Origin of the sequence: Pseudomonas sp. Root401 (assembly GCF_001425105.1) — a bacterium.
Classification (GTDB): domain Bacteria; phylum Pseudomonadota; class Gammaproteobacteria; order Pseudomonadales; family Pseudomonadaceae; genus Aquipseudomonas; species Aquipseudomonas brassicacearum.
This window is the reverse complement of sequence record NZ_LMDO01000001.1, coordinates 393,458-418,849: the sequence shown is the minus strand read 5'-3', so window position 1 is coordinate 418,849 and position 25,392 is coordinate 393,458. Positions and strand designations below refer to the sequence as shown.

The following is a 25,392-nucleotide window of genomic DNA, read 5'->3' as shown; positions in this document are numbered from 1 at the left end:
ATTGTTCGGCTCAGGCGAGATCGACGAAGACACTTTTGGTTTCGGTGTAGGCATCGATCACGTTCTTACCCATTTCCCGGCCCCAGCCGGATTGCTTGTAGCCACCAAATGGCGAGGCTGGGTCGACGACGTTCCAGCAGTTGATCCACACCGAGCCGGCCTTCAACTGGGCGGCCACGCGATGGGCGGAACGCAAGTCACGGGTCCAGAGACCGGCGGCCAGGCCATAGGGCGAGTCGTTGGCGCGCAGCACCAGCTCATCGATCTCGGTCCAGCTCATGACGGTCAGCACCGGCCCGAAGATTTCCTCCCGGGCGACACAGGCGCGCTCGGCGCGGTCGAGAAACACGCTGGGCCGGATGAAGTGGCCGCGCTCCAGGTGGGCCGGCCGATCACCGCCGCAGATCAGCTCGGCGCCTTCTTCCTGGCCCCGTTGCAGGTAGCCATGCACCGTGCCCAGTTGCCGGGCCGAGACCAGCGGGCCCATGCTGCTGGTCGGATCCAGGCCAGGCCCCAACACATGGGCGGCCGCGTGACGCTCGAGTTCTTCAAGCACCTGATCGAGGACGCTGGCATGCACGTAGAGACGCGAGCCGGCGGTGCAGACCTGCCCCTGGTTGTAGAAAATGCCGTCGGCAGCGCCCTTGGCGGCACGAACGATATCGGCGTCCGGCAGGATGATGTTGGGGGACTTGCCACCCAGCTCCAGGGAGACCTTCTTCATGTTGCCGGTGGCCGCCTGGGCGATCAGCCGCCCCACCTGGGTCGAACCGGTGAAGGCGATCTTGTCCACGTCCGGGTGCTGGGCCAGCGGTGCGCCGGTATGCACACCCAGACCGGTGAGCAGGTTGACCACCCCGGCCGGGAAACCGGCGGCCTCGATCAACTGCACCAGGCGAATGGCAACCAGAGGCGTCTGCTCGGCGGGCTTGAGCACCGCGACGCAACCGGTCGCCAGCGCCGGGCCAAGTTTCCACACGCACATGGTCAGCGGGAAGTTCCACGGCACGATCAAGGCGCAGACGCCCACCGGCTCGCGCAAGGTGTAGTTGAGCATCGGCGCGCCACTGGACGGCGATACCGGCAGCGTGCTGCCTTCGATCTTGGTCGGCCAGCCCGCGAAATAACGAATGATATTGGCCGCACTGGCCGCTTCGCCCCGGGCCGCGGCGATCGGCTTGCCGTTTTCCAGGGTGATCAGTTGCGCCAGCTCTTCGCGATGCTGGTCGAGCAGTTCCGCCAGGCGAAACAGCAACAACCCGCGCTGGGCCGGTGAGTGCTGCGCCCAGGGGCCGGTGAAGGCCGCGCGGGCGGCAGCGACGGCGGCATCCACGTCGCGTTCGCCGCCTTCGGCGACTTCCGCCAGAATGTTCTCAGTGGCCGGGTTTTCCACGGCAAACCGGCGGCCGTTGGCGGCGTCCTGCCAGGTCCCGCCGATAAACAGGCGCCCGGGTTGCGACAGGAACTTCTCGACCGCAGGTAACAATTGAATCGGGTTCATATCCGCTCCTTCACAGGGCCATTTCAATCAGGCAAGGACCGCCATCGGCCTTGGCGTTGGCCAGGGCTCGCTGCAACTCACCATTGGTGTGCACGGTGCTGGCCGGCAAGCCGTAGCCCTTGGCCAAGGCCTTCCAATCGATGCGTGGACGGTCCAGCACCGTCAGGCTCAGGGCCTCGGGGCCCAGCTCGGTCATGCCGAAGCGGCGCAGCTCGTTCTGCAAAATGGCGTAGCGATGGTTGGCCGCGATCAGGATCACCACCGGCAGTTGCTCGCGGGCGATGCTCCACAAGGTCTGGATGGTGTACTGGGCACTGCCGTCCGATTGCAGGCAGAACACGCGATTGCCGCGCTCGGCCATGGCGGCGCCAAAACCCACCGGGATGCCCTGGCCGATGGCGCCACCGGTGTTGGTCAAGACCCGATGCCGTGCGGCATGGGCCGAAGCGGTGAAGAACGGATAGCCGCACGTCCCGCCTTCCACCGAAACGATACAGTCGTCGGGCAGCGACGCAGCCAGCACCTGACCCACGGACTGCGGTGTCAACGTAGCTTCGCTTGGCGGCAGCTCGATGCCGGTTGGCGTTGGCACATAAGCCGGCGCTTCAAGCGCATCGGCAAGCGCAGTGAGTGCGCCGGCAACATCGTCCCCTACTTCCGCCAGGCAGAGCAGGCGTTCACGTTCGGCCAGGCGAGAAGCAATGCCTTCGTAGCCGAAATAACTGATCGGGTCCGGCACGCCGGCGCACACCACCGCGTCGTACTGGTCAAGAATCTCAATGGCCACTTCGGGGAAGTAAGGCAGGCGATCCAGGTCAGGCAAACCACCGCCGCGATAGCTCAGGCGTGGAAAGGTTTCGGCGAACAGGCGCACGCCTGGCAGTTGTGCCAGGCGCCCCGCCGCTTCAAGTCCGGCGACGGACAAGCCTTGGTCACCAACGATAAACACCAGGCGCTGGCCATCACGCAGGGCCTGGGCGACCGCCTCGATCCGGTCGCCGGCAAAACGGCGAACCGGAGCCTGCAATGCCGTGAAGGCTTTCTCGTGCAGCACCGTGTTGGCTTGCAGATCCATCGGCAGAATCAGGCTGGCGATCTGTCCTTTGGCTTGCCAGGCGGCACGCACTGCCTCTTGGAAATCTTCGCCGACACCCGATGCGGTGCGCGATGTGCGCACCCATCCGGAAACACTCCCGGCCAGCGCCTGGATATCACTGGCCAGCGGCGGATCGTAATTGACGTGCCATGACGCGTGATCGCCGATGACGTTGACGATCGGGGTGTTGGCGCGACGCGCGTTGTGCAGGTTGGCAATGCCATTGGCAAAGCCTGGCCCCAGGTGAGTCAGGGTCATCGCCGGCTTGCCGGCAATCCGGCCATAGCCATCCGCAGCACCGGTGCATACCCCTTCGAACAAGGACAACACCGGCTTGAGGGCTGGCGCACTGGCCATGGCTGCCACCAGGGGAATTTCAGTCGTTCCGGGATTGGCGAAGCAGTATTCGATACCGCTCGCCACCGCCGCTTTCACTATCAGTTGCGCACCATTCATTTCCAGCCCTCTTGATCGAGCGTTTGCAGTGGCTGAGATTTATCACACAGAAAAACCCTACGCTCAAGCACTTTTTATACATAAAAACTCTTATTTTGAGATTTATGCAAAATTATGACGTAAATACAGCCTGCAATATGTATGTTTTTCTCAAGCACTGACGTATCGTGGCAACGCCCTGTACGCCGAGCGAGCGGGCTTTTCATCATCGGCGCACCTACCTATAGTGCTCACCCAACGACCACCTACGCGCCACTCCCCCCTTTAGGAGCGAAATGAGCAGTCTGAGCAAAATGCTGAGTGTGCTGGACCTGTTCGACCCGGCAACGCTGAAGATCGACCCCGACACCATCGCCGAGCGCATGGGCCTGTCACGGGCGACCGTGTACCGCTACGTCAAGGATTTGTGTGATGCGGGCCTGCTGGTCAGGGTGGATGCCGGCAGCTACGGCCTGGGGCCACGGATCATCGAGCTCGACTGGATGATGCGCCAATACGACCCGATCCTCGTGGCGGGCCGCGAGTTGATGCACCAGCTGTCCGAAGCCACTGGCCTGGCGGTGTTCGCCAGCGTTTTCTATGACGGCCACATCATCAACACCTACATCGCCGAACCCAATGACACCTACCAGTTCGCATTCGGTCGCGGCCAGCCGCTGCCGTTTTTTCGCGGTGCGCAATCCAAGGTGCTGATCGCCTTCCAAAAGGGACGGCGCCTGCAACGCCTGTTCGAAGAACACATGGCCAACGACCCCGACAACGGCTATGACTGGGCAAGCTTCTCCAAAGTGGCGAAAAAGATCCGCAAGGACGGCTATTGCATGACCCACGACGAACTCAACCTGGGACTCACCGGTATCGCGGCACCGATCATCAACCCTGGGCTGGACGAGGTGGTGGGCAGCCTTTCAGCCGTCGGCAGCACCGACAGCTTCAAACTGCTGCGCCAGGAAACCGTGATTGAAATGGTGATGGACACCACCCGGCGGATTGCCGAGAGAATGCAGAATCCGCCTGCCATCGGCTAGAAACCGGAGGTGCGCCCTTACCGCCGCCCTGTAGGAGCTGTCGAGCGAAGCGAGGCTGCGATCTTTTCGCCCCCATTGAGTCTCAAGCGAAAGATCAAGATCAAAAGATCGCAGCCTTCGGCAGCTCCTACAGGTCCCGGCGGGAGCAAGCTCCCTCGCCACAGGGTTTACCGAGCAACCCCAGCTTCAGAACGGAACGGCCACCGTCACCTGGCTGTACACGTTGGTGCCATTGCCCGCCACTTGATTGCCCCCGGTCGTTGCATCCCGATCCGGCTTGTAGAGGCCAATCAACGGCGTGATGATCACATGCTCATTGACGGCCCACTCGGCATACAGATCCAGTTCCCGGGCATCCAGGTTCAGGGCGTTATCCTTGCGTACCGTGTTGAAATCGAAATACAACACGCCGAGGGTCAGGTTTTCCAGTGGCGTGGCCTTCAGGCCGACATGGTGGATAGCCGTGTTGCTGTTGAAGGGCCCTGCGTAGTTACCCGCGACTTCGCCCTGGAACCAGGTGCCATAGCCGGTGCTCTGCCCGGTGAACAGCGAGTCCCACTTCTGGGAATAACGGCTGTAGCGGTACGTCAGCTTCGGGGCCCAGGCCAGATCGGCAAAGGTGTAGCCGGCCTCGGCGTACCAGGCGTTCTGCGGGCCGGCGTCCTTGTCCTGCCAGGCGTATTCGAATGCCAGGCTGGCGTTTTCGATGCCCGCGTCGCCTTCACCACGGATGCTGTAGACGTCCATGCCCTTGCGTTGCTTCTGGAAATCGCTGGCCCACTGCTCGTTCACGTCGAGGCCATGTATCCAGGTCAGCCCCAACGTGCCCGCCTTGGCGGTGTAATCGAGCGTACCGGCGGCCAGTTCGGTTTCGGCCTGGGCGCGGTTATCGGACTTGATCCACACCACACTGCCATGCAGCCCATCCTGCCCGCCCAGACGTAATACGGCGGTTTGATCGAACGCGTGCCGGGCAGCCAGGTAATAGGCTCCACCGCGATTCAAGCGACCATCGGCAGGCCCCTTGCCCAGGTTCGGCCCGTCATCGTTGATCAGGAAGCCCCTGCCCAGCTTGACCACCTGGCGGCCGCCGGAGATATCGACACCGTCCTGTCCCAATACGGGGAACAGATCGGCGGAACGCCAACCCAGGTAAGCGTCTTCAATCTTCGTCGTGCGCTCGCTGCCCAGTGTATTGCCGGCCGCGTCGCCATCGCCCCAGGTGGCGGAACTGACCAGGCTGAACGCCCCGTAGGCGGTGCCATGGCCGGCCAGGCCCTGGTCGCCGCTGACGCCATACTTGATGAAGCCTTCGCGCCAGGTTGAACCACCTGGCCGGCCGTCGTAATTCTTGCGACTGTTGAAAAGACCGAACACGGCCAGCATGTCGGCGTTGAGGTGAGTGTCGTCATCGGCATACAACTCATAGGCCTGGACCTGACTCGCAGCGCAGAGCGCCAGCGTACAGGCAAGGCCACTGCCGAAAAATCCCATACGCGATAGATTTCGCATGGCTGGAGCTCCTTGTGGTGCGCCCTTATAGGCTGTTTTTATATGCAGGAGCCGGCACCGCAAGCGGCACCGGCTGGCCGGGCTAACGGCAGTCAGCGAGCGCGCTGTCCAATGCGCCGACCATCATGGCGGCCTCGTCGGACGTGAGGGTCAGCGGCGGCGACATCACGATTTTGTTGCCTATCGGGCGCATCAATACGCCGGCCAGGCGCGCCTGCTCGGCAATGCGCGAGGCCAGGCCCGTAGCAGGGTCAAGCGGCTCGCGCGTGGCCTTGTCCGCCACCAGGTCCACGGCGATCATCAAGCCCTTGCCGCGCACTTCGCCCACCACGGCATAACGTTCGGTCAGCGGTTGCAGTTGCTCCAGCAACTGGGCACCGACCTTCCCGGCGTTGCCCGGCAAATCCTCGGCCTCGACGATGTCCAGCACCGCCAGGGCCGCCGCACAGGCGGTCGGGTGCCCGCTGTAGGTGTAGCCGTGCATGATGACGTTGCTGAAGCCCGGGCCGTTCTCGATGGCATCGACCATGCGCTGGTTGAAGACCGTGGCGCCCATGGGGATGTAACCGGCGGTGATGCCCTTGGCCAGGCACAGCACGTCGGGGGCGACACCCCAGCCACGACTGCCGAGCATGCAGCCGGTGCGGCCGAAGCCCGTCACCACTTCATCGGCGATCAACAGGATGCCGTGGCGATCGCAAACTTCGCGCAGCCTCTTCCAGTAGTACGCCGGCGGCACGATCACGCCGCCGGCGCCTTGCACCGGTTCAGCGATCAGCGCGGCAATGGTCTGCGGGCCGAGCAGCGCGATCTGGTCTTCCAACTGACGAATGCAGTGAGCGGTCAGTTCTTCCGGATCGCGGCAGTCCCAGGGGTTGCGGTACAGCCACGGCGTGTCGAGCAGATGACAACCAGCCAGCAGCGGCCCGTGGTTGTAGTGATACACGCCGTTGCCGCCCACGGAGGTGCCGCCCACGTGCACGCCATGGTAACTATTGCGTAATGACAGAAAGCGCGTGCGCCCTGGTTCGCCGCTGGCGATCCAGTATTGGCGGGCCATTTTCAGGGCCGTCTCGACCGCATCGGAACCGCCTGAGCTGAACAACACCCGGGTCATGTTTTCCTGGGCGAACATCGACGTCAGCCGCTCGGCCAGGTCGAACACCCGCGGATGGGCGATGCCGTCGAAGGTCTGGTAATAAGCCAGTTCGTCCAGCTGCGCGGCAATGGCCGCCTTCACTGAAGCCCGGTTATGGCCCACGTTCACGTTCCACAAGCCGCCGACACCATCGAGCATGCGATGGCCTTCGATATCGGTGATGTAGTTACCGTCGCCACGGGCGATGATCAACGTCTTGGACCGGTTCGCCGGCGCCGAAGAACTCATCGGGTGCCAGAATTTTTTTGGTGCTGTCTTGTATTGCTCGTACATGGTTGCACTCCTCACTCTGTTTCACGCTTGCGTACGTACAGCAGTTGCTGGCCGGTGAACTCCAGCAACCCTTCAAGGCCGAACTCGACGCCGAACCCGGACATCTTGCTGCCGCCAAACGGCGTATTCGGCTGGATCTGCGCATGGCAGTTGACCCAGGCCATGCCACATTCCAGGCGACTGGCCAGGGCCTGTGCCTGCTCGCTGTCGCGTCCCCAGACCGATCCACCCAGGCCCATGTCGCCAGCATTGGCGCGACGCAGGACATCCTCGACATCCTGGTAGGCAATCAGCGGCAACACCGGGCCGAACTGTTCCTCATCCACCAGGCGCTGCCCATCGGTCACATCGGCGACCAGCGTCGGCGGATAGAAGAAGCCGGGGCGGTCCAGGCGAGCACCGCCACACAACACACGCGCCCCCTGGGCACGGGCATCCGCCACCAGCTCCTCTACCAGTGCCAGCTGTTCAAGGTTCTGCACCGGGCCAAACGTGACCCCGGGCGCCAGGCCGTCACCCACCACCTGACGCCGGGCGATCAGGGTCAGGGCCTCGGCAAAGGCCTCGTACTGGGATTGGTGGATGTACAAACGCTTGAGGGCGGCGCAGGTCTGCCCCATGTTCAGGAATGCAGCCTGGAAAATATCTTCGGCGACCGCCTCGACCGAGGTGCCTGGCAGCACGATGGCGGCATCGTTGCCGCCCAGTTCCAGGGTCAGGCGCTTGAGGTTACCGGCGGCGCCGCGCATTACGCTTTGGCCGGTGGCGGTGGAGCCGGTGAAGACAATCTTCTGGATACCTGAGTGGGAGGTGATCGCACTGCCGAACCCTTGCTCACCGGTCACACTGTTGATCACGCCCCGAGGCACGTGGCGAGCGATGACTTCCACCAGGCGCAGGGTGCTCAAGGGGGTCAGGCTTGACGGTTTGCTGATCACGCAGTTACCGGCCCGCAATGCCGGCATGATGTGCCAGACAGCGATCATGAACGGCCAATTCCAAGGCGTGATCGACGCGACCACGCCCAACGGCTTGCGGTGCAGTTCGATACGCTGGGTCGGGGTTTCTTCCACCAACTCCACGGGAATCTGCTGCTCGGCGGCATAGCGCGTCCAGGCCACCGCGCCCATCACTTCGGAGAACGCCAATTCCAGTGGCTTGCCCTGTTCCAGGACAATGAGCCGGGCCAACGCCTCGGCTTCCTGCTCGAGATCGGTAGCGATGCTCAGCAGGCGCTGGCGGCGATCTTCATGGGTGCTGTGTCGCCACTCGACAAAGGCCGACTGCGCCGCTTCGACGGCAAGGTCCAGCTGGGCCAGGGAACCGGCCGCGCATCGAGCGAACACCGTACCGGTCGCCGGATTGAGCACATCAAAGTGCCCGTTTTCACCGTCGACCCGAGCCCCATTGATGAGCATTTGATAATCGTGCATAGAACCTTCCTTTCACGCGCTGACGAACCGTCCCGAACGACAGCGGACTTGTTTTCTGGGTGGATTGACGTTGTGCCTGACGCCTTAGAGCTTGTGGCTTCCCAGCGCCATGAACCGCTCGGGCGATACCTTGCGCAATCGAGCGGCGAGGAACACGCCGACGATCAGCGCGGCGGGAATCACAGCGCATAGGCCATAGGACAGGAGCTGGCTGGCGCCGGTCAGCACGTCGAAATGAATCACCGCAAGGGCCAGGACCACCAACAATGCCAGGCACGAAAAGACCGGCAGAATCCGACCGCGCCAGAGCCCCAGCTTCAGCTCCGGGTGAGCGCGGAAATAGACAAACACCGCCGCTGAGGTCAGCGCCATGAGCAGGATCACGCACAACGTGGCCAGGTTGGAAAACCAGGCGAACAGCTGAAGGATCGGATCGGCGTCCAGCGCGGCGAAGATCAGCACCACCACCGCCGCGATCAGGCTTTGCAGGACCGAGCCCATGTGCGGACTCTGGTGCACCCGATGGGTGGTGCCCAACCGGCTGTGCAGCAAACCGTCACGGCCGATGGCATAGAAATAACGCGCCGCGGCATTGTGGAACGCCAGCAGCCCGGCGTAGATGCTGACCATGAACAGCACGCGGATGATCTGGGTCAGATGCGTGCCGACAAAATGATCGGACATGCCGTAGATGAACGTGGTGGGATCCTGGAGCGCCTGCAAGGTCGGTACGATCTTGTCCGCCCCGACGCCAATCACCATCGCCCAGACCGACAGGGCATAGAAACCACCGATCAACAGCACCGAGCTGTAGGTGGCGATGGGAATCGTGCGATGCGGATTCCTCGCCTCCTCGCCGTAGATGGTGGTGGCCTCGAAGCCGATGAACGCCGCGAAGCAGAACAGCAAGCCGATGGACGGTGTGCCGCTGAACACATGGCTGCGATCGAACGAATCGAGATTGATGCCACTGTCGCCACCGGTTTTGAGAATGGCGAAATCCAGCGTCAGGATCGCCAGGTACTCGGCAATGACCACCACCGACAGCACCCGGGCCGACAGGTCAATCTTGCGATAACCAAGAATCGCGATGCTCGCCATTGCCAGGAGCGAATAGGTCCACCAAGGCAAGTCCAGGCCAAAGACGCTGGCCATCGTGCCACTGACCACGCCGCCGAACATGCCGTAGAGGCCAACCTGGAGAATGTTGTAGGCAAACATCGCCAGCACCCCCGCCGCCCCACCGGCCAGGCCACCCAGGCCGCGGGAGGTGAAGGCATAGAACCCACCGGCGTTGGTCATGTGGCGGGACATGGCGGTGTAGCCCGCCGAGAACGCCAGTAACACCAGCAAGGCCAGGAGCAGCAATGCCGGCGTGCCAGCGCCGTTGCCCAGCATGATGCCAATGGGGAAACCGCCGGCGATGACACTCAAGGGACTCGCCGCCGAAATCACAAAGAAGATGATGAAACCGACACCCAAGGCGCCGCGCTTCAACTCCGTCGAGCTGCTGATCGGGAAAGATACACTCATTGTTCTTGACCTTATTGTATGAGGCAGTTGTTGCTGGATCGCAGACGCCAGCTTCGCCGACATCCAAAAGCTTATTGTTCTGCTTGCACGCTGGATTCGATCCTAGGCCCTTGCCAAAACCCTTCGCTATCCCAAAACGGCAGCATCCAAAGCGGCGCCCCAAAACAGGTCAACACTCCTGCATGCAGCGCGCAGCGGCTGCCGATTCGGGATAACCGGCAGGCGTTTCCTCCCGCAAGATAGCCTTACCCGTCCTTCAAACAGTGCTGGGCCCAAAACAATAAAAATCCCTAAGCGCAGGAAACTTCAGCATGTTCTTCGCTCGTCTCTCTATCCAATGGCGGATCACGCTCTTGAGTGGCCTGTGCTTGCTCGCCGTCGTCGGGGCATTGACCGGCGCTTCCCTGTATCAGAACCAGCAAGGCGCCACGTTGCTCAAGCAGCAAAGCAGTCAACTGCTGGGGCGCTCGGCCCTGGAAGGTTTGCAGGCACAGGGCCTGGCCCATGGTCAGCGGGTGGAACGTTTTTTCAGCGAAACGGCAATCTATGGGGAAGGTTTTGCCCAGCAGGTCTTGCAACTGCGCGCCCAAGCGTGGAGCGGGCGACTGACGCCTGGGCAACTGCGCCGGGACCTGATCGCCGCGACCCGCCAAGCCCTTCAAAACCGCGAAAAAGTCCTCGGCTTCTACGTGGTACTGCTTCCCGACGCGCTGGTCGGTGAAGACGTCGGTTTCACTGGCCAACGCGATCTGGCCGGCAATGAAAAAGGTCGCTTTGCCCTGTACTGGTCGCAAAGCCAACCCGGCCATTTGGTGCAAGAGGTGCTCAGCGAAGCCCAGATCAGCGCCAACACCGCTCCTCCGGGCAGCGAGCCGGCCAACGCCTGGTACGTCTGCCCGCAGACCCAGGGGCGCACCTGCGTGACAGAGCCCTACGCGATCGAGGTCGAAGGCCAGAAGACGTTGATGAGCAGTATCTCCATACCGTTGCTGGACCAGGGCAAAGTCATCGGCGTGGTGGGCATGGACATCAGCCTCGATACCCTCCAGCAACTGGCCGCCAGCCTTGCCAACGACCTGTACCCCGGCCACAGCGAGATCAACATTCTTTCCCCGTCAGGGCAAGTTGCCGGCCATAGCGGCACGGTTGACGGCATCTCCATCGACGTTCAGCAAGCCGTGCAAACCGTCCCCGACAATACCCCCTGGCAATTGCAGATACGCGTGCCTGAGTCGCTTGTGCAAGCGCCGGCCCTGCAAATGCAGGCCCAGTTGGACGACAAGCGTCGCCAGTCCAATTGGTTCAACCTCAGCCTGGGCTTGCTCGCCAGTTGCCTGGGCTTATTGCTTATCTGGCTGACGGCCTACGGCGTCACACGCCCCTTGCTCAGGGTGGCGCACATGCTCGACGCCATTGTCGAGGGCGACGGCGATCTCACCCAGCGCCTGCCCAACGACCGCCACGATGAATTGGGCCAACTGGCGAAGGGATTCAATCGCTTTCTCGACAAATTGCAGCCCATCATCCGCGATATCCAGCAAGCGTCCCTGGACACCCGCGACACCGCCGATACGTCGGCGCAGGTGGCCCGGGAAGTCAGCGCAGGCATGCACACGCAGTACCGGGAGGTCGAGCTGGCCGCGACCGCCCTGCATGAGATGAGCACCAACGCCCAGGAAGTGGCCCGCCACTCCCACCAGGCGGCCGATGCCGCCACCGTTGCCGAGAACGCCAGCCGATCGGGGCGTGAATTGTTCGCCAACGCGGTCACCAGCATCGACAGCCTGGACCGGCGCCTGGAGACCACGCTTGAGCAAGTGCAGGCGCTGGCCGGCAACAGTCAACACATCGGCCAGGTGCTGGACGTGATCTGCGCCATTGCCCAGCAGACCAACCTGCTGGCCTTGAATGCCGCCATCGAAGCCGCCAGGGCGGGTGAACAGGGGCGCGGCTTCGCGGTGGTGGCTGACGAAGTTCGCCATTTGGCCAGCAACACCCAGAACTCGGTCGAGCAGATACGAACGGTGATCGAAGCGTTACAACAGTTGAGCCAGGAGGTCGTGCACAGCACCCAATTGAGCCGCGAGCAGGCCAGGGACAGCGTCGTTCAAGTCGAAAAGACCCAGGCGGCACTGCAACACATCAGCGACGCCGTGGAAGTGATCGAGCACATGAACCAGCAGATCGCCAGCGCTGCCCTGGAGCAAAGCGCTGTGGTCGAGGACATCAGCCATCGCGTCAGTGACATTCGCGGGATCAGTGAAACCTTGACCAGCCGCATGGAAGAAGCCTCGCAGGCGAGCCACTCGTTGCGTGCGATGGCCAATCATCAACAGCAACTGGTAGGTCACTTTCGGATTTAGGGGCCATTACACAATTTCACATCCCCCCTACAAAGCTTCACCCCTGTCGTTGGCCTCGCCCCCTACCATGGGCGGCTCAATATTGGGGAAGCACCATGTCCAAGATTCCTTTCGTCACACTGGGCCTGTTGGTCGGGGCACTGCTGCTCAGTGGCTGTGATAGCGCCTCGACCCCGGAGGCATCCGCTCCGCTGGCAAGCGTGCGCGTCGAAACCGTCCAGGCCCGGCCACTGTCGATCAGCAACGAGCTGAGTGGCCGGATCGCCGCGCCGCGGGTCGCCGAAGTCCGGGCGCGGGTGGCCGGCGTGGTCTTGCAGCAGGTGTTTCGTGAAGGCCGCGACGTCAAACAGGGCGAGGTGCTGTTTCGCATCGATCCGGCACCATTCAAGGCCGACCTGGACAGTGCCGAGGCGGCATTGCGCAAGGCCGAGGCGAATGCGTTCCAGGCCCGCTTGCAGGCACAACGTTACGCCCAGTTGATCGATGACAAGGCGATCAGTGGCCAGGATTACGACAACGCCCGGGCCAGCGTGCGCCAGACCGCCGCTGACGTCGCTGCCAGCAAGGCCGCGGTGGAGCGGGCAAAACTGAACCTGGGGTACGCCACGGTGACCGCGCCGATTTCCGGACGGATCGGTCGCGCCCTGGTGACGGAAGGCGCCCTGGTCGGGCAGAACGAAAGCACGCCGTTGGCGTTGATCCAGCAACTGGACCCGATCCACGCCGACCTCACGCAGTCGACCCGCGAACTCAACGACCTGCGCCGCGCCTTTCGTTCAGGGCTTTTGCAAGCGGTCGGCCAGGGCCAGGCCAAGGCCACGTTGATTCAGGACGATGGCAGCCCCTATCCGCTGCCCGGCAAATTGCTGTTCACCGACCTCAGCGTCGACCCGAGCACCGGCCAGATCACCCTGCGCAGCGAATTTCCCAACCCCGACCTGGACTTGCTGCCTGGCAGCTTCATTCGCGTGCGCCTGGAACAGGCGGTCAATAGCCAGGGCATCACCGTGCCGCAACGGGCGATCCTGCGAGACAGCGCCGGAGTCGCCCAGGTGTTGCTGCTGGACGCCGAGCAGAAGGTCAGCCAGCAACCGGTGCAACTGGGCGTCGCGCAAAACGATCGCTGGGTCGTCACGCAAGGTTTGAAGCCCGGCGACCGCATCGTCATCGAAGGCCTGCAACACGCCCGTCCCGGCGAGCACGTCCAGGTCGATAACACCCCACTTCCCCTCGCCCAGGTTCCCGGGCCACAGGCAGGACACTAAGCCATGCCGCAATTCTTCATCGACCGCCCGGTGTTCGCCTGGGTCGTTGCGTTGTTCATCCTGTTGGCCGGTATCCTGGCCATTCCGCAACTGCCGGTAGCGCAATACCCGGTCGTGGCCCCGCCACAAATCGAGATCTACACCGTCTACCCGGGTGCTTCGGCGCAAACCGTGGACGAAAGCGTGGTCAGCCTGATCGAGGAAGAGCTGAACGGCACCGACAACCTGCTGTATTTCGAATCCCAAAGCAGCCTGGGCAGCGCCACCATCACCGCGACCTTCCAACCCGGCACCAACCCGGAACTGGCCCAGGTCGACGTGCAGAACCGCCTCAAGGCCGTCGAGTCGCGACTGCCGCAAGCGGTGACCCAGCAAGGCCTGCAAGTGGACAAAGTCTCCGCCGGCTTCCTGTTGCTGATCACCCTCACCTCCAGCGACGGCAAGCTCGACGACGTGGCCCTCAGCGACTACCTGGCGCGCAACGTGATGAACGAGATCAAGCGCCTGGACGGTGTCGGCAAGGCCCAGTTGTACGGGGCCGAGCGGGCCATGCGGATCTGGATCGACCCGCAGAAACTCGTCGGTTTCAACCTGACCCCGGCCGACGTCAATGCCGCCATCGTGGCGCAGAACGCCCAGGTGTCGGCCGGCAGCCTGGGCGATTTGCCGAGCCGCAGCACCCAGGAAATCACCGCGACCATCGTCGTCAAAGGCCAGCTCAATACGCCGCAGGAGTTCGCCGACATTGTGCTCAAGGCCAACCCCGATGGCTCGACGGTGCGCATCGCCGACGTGGCGCGGGTGGAAATCGGCAGCCAGGAATACCAGTTTTCCACGCGTCTGAACGGCAAGCCGTCCACTGCCGTGGCGGTGCAACTGTCGCCGGGCGCCAATGCCTTGAACACCGCGACCCTGGTGCGCAACAAGATGGACGAGCTGTCGCGCTACTTCCCGGCCGGCGTGGAGTACAAGATTCCCTATGACACGTCGCCGTTCGTCAAGGTCTCGATCACCAAGGTGATCTACACCCTCGGCGAGGCGATGTTGCTGGTGTTCGCGGTGATGTTCCTGTTCCTGCAGAACATCCGCTACACCCTGATCCCGACACTGGTAGTGCCGGTGGCGCTGATGGGCACCTTCGCGACGATGCTCGCGCTGGGGTTCTCGATCAACGTGCTGACGATGTTCGGCATGGTGCTGGCCATCGGCATCCTGGTGGACGATGCCATCGTGGTGGTGGAGAACGTCGAGCGGATCATGGCCCAGGAAGGCTTGTCGCCCAAAGAGGCCACGCGCAAGGCCATGGGGCAGATCACCGGGGCGATCATCGGCATCACCCTGGTGCTGGTGGCAGTGTTCATTCCGATGGCGTTCATGCAGGGCTCGGTGGGGGTGATCTACCAGCAGTTCTCGCTGTCGATGGCGACCTCGATCCTGTTCTCGGCGTTTCTCGCCCTGACCTTGACCCCGGCGCTTTGCGCGACCTTGCTCAAACCGGTCGCCAAAGGTGATCACCACGCCAAGACCGGTTTCTTCGGCATGTTCAACCGTGGGTTCGACCGATTCGGCGAGCGCTATCAAGGTTGGGTGGCCTATGCGGTAAAACGCAGCGGCCGTTATCTGCTGATCTACGGCGTGTTGCTGGTGGGCATGGGCCTGCTGTTCAGTCGCCTGCCCTCCTCGTTCCTGCCGGTGGAAGACCAGGGCTATACCATCACCGATATCCAGCTGCCACCGGGCGCCAGCAAAAACCGGACGGTGCAGGCGGTGGAGCAGATCGAAGCCCACAACGCCGGTGAACCGGGGGTCGGTGACAGCACGATCATTCTCGGTTTCAGCTTTTCCGGCAGCGGCCAGAACGCGGCCCTGGCCTTCACCACCCTCAAGGACTGGTCGCAACGCGGCGCCGATGATTCGGCGGCGTCCATCGCCGACCGCGCCAACCTGGCGCTGAGCCAGATCAAGGACGCCATGGCATTCTCGGTGCTACCGCCGCCGGTGGACGGCCTGGGCACGTCCAGCGGTTTCGAGTTCCGTTTGCAGGACCGTGGTGGCCTCGGCCATGCCACCTTGATGCAGGCCCGCAGCGAATTGCTCGCTGCCGCCGACAAAAGCCCGATGCTGATGAATGTGCGTGAAAGCGCCCTGGCGGAGGCGCCGCAGGTGCAATTGGAGGTCGACCGCAAACAGGCCAATGCCCTGGGCATTTCCTTTGCCGACGTCGGCAGTGTGTTGTCCACGGCGGTGGGGTCGACCTACATCAACGACTTCCCCAACCAGGGGCGCATGCAACGGGTGGTGGTCCAGGCCGAGGGCGACCAGCGCAGCCAGGTCGAAGACTTGCTGAAGATTCATGTGCGCAACAACAGCGGAAAAATGGTCCCGTTGTCAGCCTTCGTCCAGGCCCGCTGGACCCAGGGGCCGGCGCAATTGACCCGCTATAACGGTTATCCGGCGGTGAGCATTTCCGGTGAACCGGCACCGGGCTACAGCACCGGGCAAGCCATGGCTGAAATCGAAAGGTTGGTGGCCCTGGGGCCGACGGGCCTGGGCCAGGAATGGACGGGGTTGTCGTTGCAGGAACGCTTGTCCGGCAGCCAGGCGCCCATCCTGTTGGGCCTGTCGCTGCTGGTGGTGTTCCTGTGCCTGGCGGCGCTGTACGAGAGTTGGTCGATCCCGACCTCGGTGTTGCTGGTGGTGCCGCTGGGTGTGCTCGGCGCGGTCTTGGCTGTGTCGTTGCGCGGCATGCCTAACGATGTGTTCTTTAAGATCGGGCTGATCACCATCATCGGCCTGTCGGCGAAGAACGCGATCCTGATCATCGAGTTCGCCAAGAGCCTGTACGACGAAGGCCACGACCTGATCGACGCCACGCTCCAGGCGGCACGCCTGCGCCTGCGGCCGATCATCATGACCTCGCTGGCCTTCATCCTTGGGGTGGTACCGCTGGCGATTGCCACGGGCGCCAGTTCGGCAAGCCAGCAGGCCATCGGTACCGGAGTAATCGGCGGGATGATCACCGCGACGCTGGCGGTGGTGTTTGTGCCGGTGTTTTTTGTGGTGGTGATGAAGCGTGTCAGGCGTGTTGATCCCAAGTGAGGCTAGGCCAGACCATCGCTATCGCGAGCAGGCTCGCTCCCACAGGGGTCGTGCCGTGCCAGAAAAACCGCTGGCAATCACAGATCAAAACTGTGGGAGCGAGCTTGCTCGCGATGACGGAAGTGAGCCCTGCTCTCAGTCCGCCTGCACCGTGACCTGGCGCTGTTCGCCCAAGCCCTGGATTCCCAGGCGCAGGGTCTGGCCCGGCCGCAGGAACACCGGGTTGGGCTTGATGCCCAAGCCGACGCCAGGCGGCGTGCCGGTAGAGATCACATCCCCCGGTTGCAGGCTCATGCAGCGGCTCAGGTAGGCAATCAGTTGCGGCACGCTGAAGATCAGCGTTCGGGTATTGCCGTTCTGATAGCGGTGTCCGTCGACCTCCAGCCACAGGTCCAGCGTATGTGGGTCGGCAACTTCGTCCCGGGTCACCAGCCACGGCCCGAGGGGGCCGAAGGTGTCGAAGCCCTTGCCCTTGTCCCAGGTGCCACCGCGCTCCAGTTGCCACTCGCGCTCGGACACATCGTTGATGACGCAGTAGCCGGCGACATGCTCCATGGCGTTCGCTTCGTCGATGTAGCGCCCGCCTTTCCCGATGACCACGCCCAGCTCGACTTCCCAATCGGTCTTGAGCGAGCCGCGCGGGATCTGGATGTCGTCGTTCGGCCCGCAGATGGCACTGGTCCACTTGTTGAAGATGATCGGCTCTTTTGGCACCTCCATGTTCGACTCGGCCGCATGGTCGGCGTAGTTCAGGCCGATGCAGATGAATTTGCCGACCTGCCCGACGCAGGCACCGATCCGTGGCTGGCCGGCCACGATCGGCAGGCTGCGCGGGTCGAGGGCGGCGAGCGCTGCCAGGCTGTCCGGGCCGAGGACCTGCCCGGCGATGTCCGGCACATGGGCCGAGAGGTCGCGGATCTGATTGTCGGCATCCAACAGCCCGGGTTTTTCCGAACCTTTTTCGCCGTAGCGCAATAGTTTCATGTCGTGCTCCTGCTCAAGTGAAGACCGGGGTTCAGATGCTCATGCCACCGTCGATGATGTGGATGGCACCCGTGGTGTAGGCGGACGCATCACTGCCCAGGTACAACGCCAACTGCGCGATCTCTTCAGTATGGCCGATGCGGCCCATGGGCTGGCGGTCGAGAAATTGCCGGTAGACCTGCGCCTCATCGACGCCCTGCTGCGCGGCCTGGTCAGCAATGCGCTGGCGCAACGAGGGGGAATCCACGGTGCCCGGGCAGATCGCGTTGCAGCGGATGCCCTGGCTGACGAAGTCGATGGCGACGGCCTTGGTCAGGCCCACTACCGCGGCTTTGCTGGTGGCATAGGCGAAGCGATTGGGCACGCCCTTGACGCTGGAGGCCACCGACGACATGTTGATGATCGAACCGCCGCCACGGGCCAGCATGCCCGGCAGGAACGCATGGATCATCCGGTACATGGCCGTGACATTGAGGTCCATCGAGCGTGTCCAGGCGGCTTCGTCGCAGTCGAGAATGTTGCCGCTGTGCACAAAGCCTGCGCAGTTGAACAGCACATCAAGCCCACCGATGCGGTCGCAGGCGGCGCTGATGGCAGCGGGCGACGTGACGTCCAGGGTCATGGCGGTGATCCCTTCGATCCCCGCCAGTGCCTGGATATCGATGTCAGTGGCGAACACCTCGGCCCCGGCCCGGGCGAAGGCTATGGCGCTGGCCAAGCCAATGCCCTGCCCCGCTGCCGTCACCAGTACGCGCTTGTTTTGTAGGTTCATGCGGTCTCCAGTTGCGCTGCCGTGGTGGCGTGCTTGGGTGTCCTGCCGAGCATCGAGGCGGGAATGGCCAGGATCAGTCCACCGCTGACCAAAAGACACAAGGCCAGTACATAGGTGCCGTTGTTGATGTTGCCCGTGAGGGTCTCGGCCACGGCGGTGATCATCGAACCGGTGAAGCCCGACAGGTTGCCGATGGCGTTGATCATGCCAATGCCGGCTGCAGCGGCGACGCCCGACAGCACGGTGCCCGGCAGGGTCCAAAAGATCGGCATCAGGCTGAGGATCCCCGAGGCGGAGACACTGAGGAACAAGACTGACAGCACCAGGTTATCCGCAAAGAACGCACTGAGGATCAGGCCGGCGCCGCCAATGAACGCCGGGATTGCCGCGTGCAGGCGCCGCTCACCGGTGCGGTTGGAGTGCCGGGCGTTGAGCAGCATCGCCACCACTGCCACCGAGTAAGGAATGGCGGTCAGCAAACCGATGTGCAAGCTGTTGGTGATGCCGGTGCTCTTGATGATCGACGGCATCCAGAAAGCCAGGCCATAGAAACCGGTGTTGAAGGTCAGCAGGATCAATACCAGCAACCACACCCGAGGGTTGAAGAACACCTCGCTCAAGCGCGTGGCCTTGCCCTGGTTGTCGGTTTGCAGATTGGCCTTGAGCAGGTTTTTTTCCGCGACCGACAGCCATTTGGCTTTGTCGATGTTGTCGGCCAGGCAGACGATCACCACGAACGCCATGATGATCGAAGGGATGCCTTCGATGAGCAGCATCCATTGCCAGCCCGACAGGCCATGCACCCCTTGCATGCTGTTCATCAGCCAACCGGAGAGTATCCCGCCCAGGGTCAGGCTAACCGGCAACGCCAGCAGGAACCCGGACATCACTCGGCTCTGCCGATGGGTCGGGAACCAGTAGTTGAGGTAGAGGATCACGCCAGGGAAGAAGCCGGCTTCGCAAATGCCCAACAGGAAACGCAGCACATAGAACATCGTGCTCGATTCGATGTGAAAGAAAGCCGCCAGCGGCACGGTGTAGGCCACGGCCATGGAAATCACCGCCCAACTGAGCATGATCCGAGCGATCCAGAACCGTGCGCCAAAGCGATGCAGCAACAGGTTGCTGGGGACTTCGAAGAGGAAATAGCCCCAGAAAAACATACTGGCGCCCAAGGCATATACGGTGTTGCTGAACTGCAGCTCGTTGAGCATGTCGAGCTTGGCGAACCCGATGTTCACTCGATCGAGGTACGCCGCCATGTAGCACAACAGCAAGACCGGAAGGATGCGCCAGATGACCTTGCGGTAGGTCCGGTCTTCAAAATCGAGCTCGCAGGCGGGAGCCTGGGCGGGCAACTGCTCGGAGATGGTTTGCATGAGGTAACCCCTGATTGTTTTTATTGGGTCACGTCGAATGAGCGAATCATCCGGCGATTGAACGAGGACTCTACTGTCGGGGAGCGATTCTTTCCCAATGGCATTTTTGGATTAGTTGATAACGAGGCGTTATCGAAATGATCTTCAGACCATGGAACCTGTGACGAGTCATCTGTGGGAGCAAGGCTTGCCCGCGATGAAGACGACGCGGTCTGAGGGGAAACGAGGCGCCTGCATCGCAGGCAAGCCTTGCTCCCACAGATTCATACTGCCCTTAAGCAGGCTGCATGGCGGCCAGGCGGGCGTTGTCCTTGAGGATTTCGGCAAACTCCAGCGCCACGCCCACCAACGGCTCATCCTTGCGCGTGAGAATGCCGTAATCCTGCGGCACCAGGTGCAACGGGGTATCGAGAGTCTTGAGCTGACCGCTTTCGAGCAGCGGATCGACCATCGCATTGGGCAGCATGCCGATCATGGGTCCGCGTTGCAGCACCTGGAGGAAGGTCTGCATGGAAATGGTGTCGATGGTATTGCGCGGCATTCCTACCCCAGCCTCGGCAAAGGCCAACTCCATGCGGGCGCGAATCGGTGTGCCGACCGGATAGAGAATCCACGGCAAGTCCACCAGTTGCTGCAAGGAGACCGGACCCGCGCCAGCCAGAGGATGGCGATAGTTGACCACGATGCAGAACGGTTCCGGGGCCAACGGCTGGAAATCATAGCGCTGCTGCTGGCTTTGATCGGTAAAACGGGCCACCGCCAGGTCGAGCGTCTTCTCTTCAAGCATCTCCATCAGGTGGTTACTAGTCTGCTCCACCACTTCAATCGACAGCAACGGCCAGCGCTGCTTGATCTGCAGGATCGCCTCGGGCAAAGCCACCGCAGTGGCGGCAAAGATCCCGCCGACCTTGAGAAAGCCGTGGCCGCCCTCGCGCAAGCTGCTGATCTGTTCGACGAACGAGCGCGCATCATTCAAGGCAATCTGCGCATACCGCAGTACGTGTTCACCCAAAGCCGTAGGCGGCATGCTCCGTGGCAACCGCTCGAACAAGGCAAAGCCGAGCAGGCTTTCGATTTCCTTGAGCATCTTGCTGATGGCCGGCTGGCTGAGGTTCATCTGCTGCGCCGCCAGATGCATGTTGCGGGTGCGCCCCAACGTGTCGATCAGCAGCAAGTGGCGGAATTTTAGCCAGCCACAGAAGCTGGAGAAGGACAGATCTGACATGGCTATTCCTCAGGCCGGCGATAACCCGACGTTATCAAATACTGAATATATCTCATTGGAGTTTATCGAGCGGCCACCCTAGCGTGAAGGCTTTACGAACAGGAAGACCTGCCATGTCGCTACTGCTTACTCCCGAGAACACCCTGCCCGTCGATGGCGTGACCGGAACCCTGATTGGTCGAGCCTGGGTGCCAGGCCGAATCGCCGGGCCTTCGCCCATTGCGTTGCGCAGCGACGGTGTATTCGACCTCTCGGATCGTTTTGCGACATTGAGTGATCTGCTGGAAACCGAATCGCCCCTGGCCGCCGTGCGACAGACGCCCGGCACCTTCATCGCCAGTGTCGAAGCCCTGCTGGCCAACACCGGCCCTGATGCCGACCCGAGCAAGCCGTCGCTGTTGCCGCCACTGGACCTGCAAGTGATCAAGGCCGCCGGCGTGACCTTCGCCGCCAGCATGATCGAGCGTGTGATCGAGGAACAGGCCGGCGGCGATGCCGCGAAGGCCGAAGCCGTACGCGCCACCGTCCACAGCGTGATCGGCGACAACCTGCGCACGATCGTGCCGGGCTCCGAGCAAGCCATGCGCCTGAAGGCCCTGCTCATCGAACAGGGCATGTGGTCGCAGTACCTGGAGGTCGGCATCGGCCCGGATGCGGAAATCTTCACCAAGGCACCGGTCCTGGCCGCCGTGGGCAGCGGCAGCCGCATCGGCATTCATCCCGGCTCGCAATGGAACAACCCGGAGCCCGAAGTGGTGCTGGCCGTGAACAGCCGGGGCCAGATCCTCGGCGCCAGCCTGGGCAACGACGTCAACCTGCGGGATTTCGAAGGCCGCAGCGCGCTGTTGCTGAGCAAGGCCAAGGACAACAACGCCTCCTGCGCCATCGGGCCATTCATTCGCCTGTTTGACGAACACTTCAGCTTGGATGATGTACGCGCCTGCGTGGTCGATCTCCAGGTACACGGTGAGGACGGCTATCGCCTGCACGGCTCCAGCTCCATGAACCAGATCAGCCGCGACCCGCAGGACCTGGCAGGCCAGACGCTCAACGCCAATCACCAATACCCGGATGGTTTTGTGCTATTTCTCGGTACCCTGTTCGCCCCCACCGAAGACCGTGACCATGCCGGCAGCGGTTTCACCCACAAACGCGGTGATGTGGTCAGCATCAGCAGCCCGTTGCTCGGCAGCCTGCATAACCAGGTGACGCACAGCTGCGATGCCACCCCCTGGACCTTTGGTGTCAGCGCCTTGCTGCGTAACCTCGCCGCCCGAGGACTGCTGGAGCGCTAAAACGCCACGACCGTGACCGATTCATCCAATTACAAGAGAGAAATGAATCATGAGTGACACGCCAAAACGCCGCCTGCGCAGCGAACAATGGTTCAATGACCCGGCCCACGCGGACATGACCGCCCTGTATGTCGAACGCTACATGAACTACGGCATGACCCGCGAAGAGCTGCAGTCGGGACGCCCGATCATCGGCATCGCCCAGACCGGCAGCGACCTGACGCCCTGCAACCGTCATCACCTGGAACTGGCCCAACGGGTCAAGGCCGGCATCCGTGATGCCGGCGGCATTCCCATGGAATTCCCGGTACACCCGATCGCCGAACAGTCGCGCCGCCCCACCGCCGCGCTGGACCGCAACCTGGCCTACCTGGGGCTGGTGGAGATTCTTCACGGTTACCCATTGGACGGCGTGGTGCTCACCACCGGCTGCGACAAGACCACCCCGGCCTGCCTGATGGCTGCGGCGACCACCGACCTGCCGGCCATTGTCCTGTCCGGCGGGCCGATGCTCGACGGCCACCACAAGGGCGAACTGATCGGCTCCGGCACCGTGCTCTGGCATGCGCGCAACCTGATGGCCGCCGGCGAGATCGACTACGAAGGCTTCATGGAAATGACCACCGCGGCATCGCCGTCGGTGGGTCACTGCAACACCATGGGCACCGCCTTGTCGATGAACGCCCTGGCCGAAGCCCTGGGCATGTCGCTGCCCGGTTGCGCGAGCATTCCGGCGCCCTATCGCGAGCGCGGGCAAATGGCTTATGCCACCGGCAAGCGCATCTGCGAGTTGGTGCTGCAGGACGTACGCCCGTCGCAGATCATGACCCGCCAGGCCTTCGAGAACGCCATCGCCGTCGCCTCGGCACTCGGCGCTTCAAGCAACTGCCCACCGCACCTGATCGCCATCGCCCGGCACATGGGCGTCGAGTTGAGCCTGGAGGACTGGCAACGGATTGGCGAAGACGTGCCGCTGCTGGTCAATTGCATGCCGGCGGGCAAGTACCTGGGGGAAGGGTTCCATCGGGCCGGCGGCGTGCCAGCGGTCATGCATGAACTGCAAAAAGCCGGACGCCTGCACGAATTCTGCGCCACGGTCAGCGGAAGGACCATTGGCGAAATCGTCGGCAGCAGCCTGACCAGCAACGCCGATGTGATTCACCCCTTCGACACCCCGCTCAAGCACCGCGCCGGTTTCATCGTGCTCAGCGGCAACTTCTTCGACAGCGCGATCATGAAGATGTCGGTGGTGGGCGAGGCGTTTCGCAAGACCTACCTGTCCGAACCCGGTGCCGAGAATAGCTTTGAAGCCCGGGCCATCGTATTCGAAGGACCGGAGGACTACCACGCGCGGATCGATGACCCGGCGCTGGACATCGACGAGCGCTGCATCCTGGTGATCCGTGGCGTTGGCACCGTGGGCTATCCCGGCAGTGCCGAAGTGGTGAACATGGCCCCTCCGGCGGCGTTGATCAAACAAGGCATCGACTCCCTGCCCTGCCTCGGCGACGGACGCCAGAGCGGCACATCAGCGAGCCCTTCGATCCTCAACATGTCCCCGGAAGCAGCCGTGGGCGGCGGCCTGGCGTTGCTGAAAACCAATGACCGGCTCAAAGTGGACCTCAATACCCGCACCGTGAACCTACTGATCGACGACGAAGAGATGGCCCAGCGCCGCCGCGAATGGACGCCGAACATTCCGCCGTCACAAACCCCCTGGCAGGAACTGTACCGGCAACTGGTGGGACAGCTTTCCACAGGGGGCTGCCTGGAGCCGGCGACGTTGCATCTGCGCGTGATTGCTCGTAGTGGTGAGCCGCGTCATTCGCACTGACCTGGGCAAGTCTGCTCATTGGCCCACCACCTTGCCGCTGGCAGGTGGGCCGGTGGCTATCCAACGTTTACCGTCGGATAGCCTGGACCAAGGCTCTCCCCAGAGCGTCAGCGGTTGGCGAAGTACATGGTCACTTCGAAACCAATGCGCATATCGATATAGGCTGGTTTAGTCCACATAGTGAACTCCTCTGTATGGTTTTAATAGGTATAGCTATCTGAAATGATCGTCATCCTGGCGTATTTGCTGCTGACAACTCAGTAAAAATAGGCCAGTCGAAACTGCAGCGAATTATCGATTTTCACCCCCTCACGCACCTTCACATCCCGCATCAGCTGCCCCATCAATTGCAGTTGTTTGTTGGCCATGGTCGCCACCGTGAAGCCTACCGTGCCGTTGTCGTGGCTGGTGGCTAGAGTGGTGCCGTCGAGCGTTTCCCTCGCCCCCCAATTGTGCCGATAAGTAATCGCGGCGTAAGTCTCGGGGGTGAAGTTGTAACGCAGATGGTTGTGCAGTTGGAACAGCGGATCCTTTTTCGAATCGGTGCTGCGCTGATCACTGTAGAACTCGGTTTCGGCGATCACATCCCAACTGATCTTATCCGTCAGTCCCTTGATGTAACCCACCTGGAAATCCACCGCCCAGCGATTGTTGCTCAAGGCAAAACCTTCATCCTTGTCACTGCCGGTGGGCGCAGTGAAAAATATCGACCATCCCAAGTGCTCATTGCGCTCCAGGTTGGCTATGGTCCATAGCGTACCACCGAAGGTGATGTCCCCCAGTCCAGAGGTTTTGCTGTCACTCAAACCCAGTTCCTGATAACCGAAAGGGATCACGATTTGCGGGTCCCAGGTGTATCCGGTGCCAAAAAAATCCGTGAAGTGAATCAGCCTCAGTACCCCTACATTCATCTTCAAGTCGAGGTCGTCGACCGTCTTATGACCACCCGAATAGACTTCGTCACCGCGCGGATTCTGTTGGTACAGCACGACCACATCGGTGCCCTTGGGCAAGGCCGTATAATCGCCAGGGTCGGGCTTTACATCGGCCAGTGCCACTGACGACAACACGGCAATCATGGCTGCGCACGCCACTCTCACCAGGTCGGACATAGCAAAACCAGCGATGGAAGTCTGATGATTGAACATGACATGGACCTCATTATTTTTATTGTGGGCAGCAGTT

At 62.2% G+C, this 25,392-nt stretch carries 18 protein-coding genes and 1 pseudogene; 7 read left to right on the top strand and 12 right to left on the bottom strand.

From position 1 onward, the window contains the following. Positions 1-10: 10 nt before the first annotated feature. A complete protein-coding gene (locus ASC85_RS01805; RefSeq protein ID WP_057448005.1) occupies positions 11-1,501 on the bottom strand; it encodes an aldehyde dehydrogenase family protein in 1,491 nt (496 codons plus the stop codon). Between the two features lie 10 nt (positions 1,502-1,511). Next, a complete protein-coding gene (locus ASC85_RS01800; protein WP_057448004.1) occupies positions 1,512-3,053 on the bottom strand; it encodes an acetolactate synthase large subunit in 1,542 nt (513 codons plus the stop codon). 275 nt (positions 3,054-3,328) lie between these two features. On the opposite strand from ASC85_RS01800, the gene ASC85_RS01795 reads away from it, so the two are divergent. Next, a complete protein-coding gene (locus ASC85_RS01795) occupies positions 3,329-4,081 on the top strand; it encodes an IclR family transcriptional regulator (protein WP_003200792.1) in 753 nt (250 codons plus the stop codon). Between the two features lie 186 nt (positions 4,082-4,267). On the opposite strand, the gene ASC85_RS01790 is transcribed toward ASC85_RS01795, so the two are convergent. From ASC85_RS01790 to ASC85_RS01775, 4 genes are all read right to left on the bottom strand, one after another. Then, positions 4,268-5,593 carry a hypothetical protein gene (locus ASC85_RS01790; protein ID WP_057448003.1) on the bottom strand — a complete coding sequence of 442 codons (1,326 nt, stop codon included), beginning with the start codon at positions 5,591-5,593 and terminating at the stop codon, positions 4,268-4,270. A gap of 82 nt (positions 5,594-5,675) precedes the next feature. Then, complete coding sequence (locus ASC85_RS01785; protein ID WP_057448002.1) at positions 5,676-7,025, bottom strand: aminotransferase class III-fold pyridoxal phosphate-dependent enzyme; 1,350 nt, start codon at positions 7,023-7,025, stop codon at positions 5,676-5,678. 11 nt (positions 7,026-7,036) lie between these two features. After that, entirely contained in the window at positions 7,037-8,458 is a 1,422-nt protein-coding gene (locus tag ASC85_RS01780) for an aldehyde dehydrogenase family protein (protein ID WP_046063952.1), read from the bottom strand. 84 nt (positions 8,459-8,542) lie between these two features. Then, entirely contained in the window at positions 8,543-9,991 is a 1,449-nt protein-coding gene (locus ASC85_RS01775; RefSeq protein ID WP_057448001.1) for an APC family permease, read from the bottom strand. Positions 9,992-10,302: 311 nt separating this feature from the next. Here ASC85_RS01775 and ASC85_RS33675 point away from each other — a divergent pair. The 4 genes and pseudogenes from ASC85_RS33675 to ASC85_RS01760 form a co-directional block, all read left to right on the top strand. Continuing rightward, a pseudogene (locus ASC85_RS33675) lies at positions 10,303-11,496 on the top strand (PDC sensor domain-containing protein); the annotation flags it as partial. Between the two features lie 102 nt (positions 11,497-11,598). Continuing rightward, complete coding sequence (locus tag ASC85_RS33670; RefSeq protein ID WP_442966192.1) at positions 11,599-12,354, top strand: methyl-accepting chemotaxis protein; 756 nt, start codon at positions 11,599-11,601, stop codon at positions 12,352-12,354. A gap of 95 nt (positions 12,355-12,449) precedes the next feature. Then, on the top strand, positions 12,450-13,619 hold the full coding sequence (locus ASC85_RS01765; RefSeq protein ID WP_057447999.1) for an efflux RND transporter periplasmic adaptor subunit: 1,170 nt from the start codon (positions 12,450-12,452) through the stop codon (positions 13,617-13,619). Between the two features lie 3 nt (positions 13,620-13,622). Next, entirely contained in the window at positions 13,623-16,718 is a 3,096-nt protein-coding gene (locus ASC85_RS01760; protein WP_057447998.1) for an efflux RND transporter permease subunit, read from the top strand. 135 nt (positions 16,719-16,853) lie between these two features. On the opposite strand, the gene ASC85_RS01755 is transcribed toward ASC85_RS01760, so the two are convergent. The 4 genes from ASC85_RS01755 to ASC85_RS01740 all read right to left on the bottom strand — a co-directional run bounded on the left by ASC85_RS01755 (position 16,854) and on the right by ASC85_RS01740 (position 21,078). Then, entirely contained in the window at positions 16,854-17,702 is an 849-nt protein-coding gene (locus ASC85_RS01755; protein WP_057447997.1) for an ureidoglycolate lyase, read from the bottom strand. Between the two features lie 31 nt (positions 17,703-17,733). Further along, positions 17,734-18,474: an SDR family oxidoreductase gene (locus ASC85_RS01750; protein WP_057447996.1), complete on the bottom strand. Its 741-nt coding sequence runs from the start codon at positions 18,472-18,474 to the stop codon at positions 17,734-17,736. Continuing rightward, positions 18,471-19,853 (bottom strand): MFS transporter, encoded by a 1,383-nt coding sequence (locus tag ASC85_RS01745; protein WP_057447995.1) that lies wholly within the window; start codon positions 19,851-19,853, stop codon positions 18,471-18,473. Before ASC85_RS01745 ends, ASC85_RS01750 begins: the two co-directional genes overlap by 4 nt. A gap of 274 nt (positions 19,854-20,127) precedes the next feature. Then, the gene (locus ASC85_RS01740) at positions 20,128-21,078 is read right to left on the bottom strand and encodes a LysR family transcriptional regulator (RefSeq protein WP_057447994.1); all 951 of its coding nucleotides are present in this window, start codon (positions 21,076-21,078) and stop codon (positions 20,128-20,130) included. Positions 21,079-21,191: 113 nt separating this feature from the next. Here ASC85_RS01740 and ASC85_RS01735 point away from each other — a divergent pair, with 113 nt between their 5' ends. Beyond that, positions 21,192-22,373 carry a fumarylacetoacetate hydrolase family protein gene (locus tag ASC85_RS01735; RefSeq protein WP_057447993.1) on the top strand — a complete coding sequence of 394 codons (1,182 nt, stop codon included), beginning with the start codon at positions 21,192-21,194 and terminating at the stop codon, positions 22,371-22,373. Between the two features lie 49 nt (positions 22,374-22,422). Next, positions 22,423-24,207 carry an IlvD/Edd family dehydratase gene (locus ASC85_RS01730; protein WP_057447992.1) on the top strand — a complete coding sequence of 595 codons (1,785 nt, stop codon included), beginning with the start codon at positions 22,423-22,425 and terminating at the stop codon, positions 24,205-24,207. Between the two features lie 107 nt (positions 24,208-24,314). Here the strand turns inward: ASC85_RS01730 and pqqA are convergent, their stop codons facing one another. Both pqqA and ASC85_RS01725 read right to left on the bottom strand, forming a co-directional pair. After that, positions 24,315-24,386, bottom strand: a complete 72-nt coding sequence (gene pqqA, locus ASC85_RS30710; protein ID WP_082534305.1) for a pyrroloquinoline quinone precursor peptide PqqA — start codon at positions 24,384-24,386, stop codon at positions 24,315-24,317. 78 nt (positions 24,387-24,464) lie between these two features. Next, positions 24,465-25,355, bottom strand: coding sequence for a transporter (locus tag ASC85_RS01725; protein WP_236712304.1), 891 nt, complete (start codon positions 25,353-25,355; stop codon positions 24,465-24,467). Between the last annotated feature and the right edge of the window lie 37 nt (positions 25,356-25,392).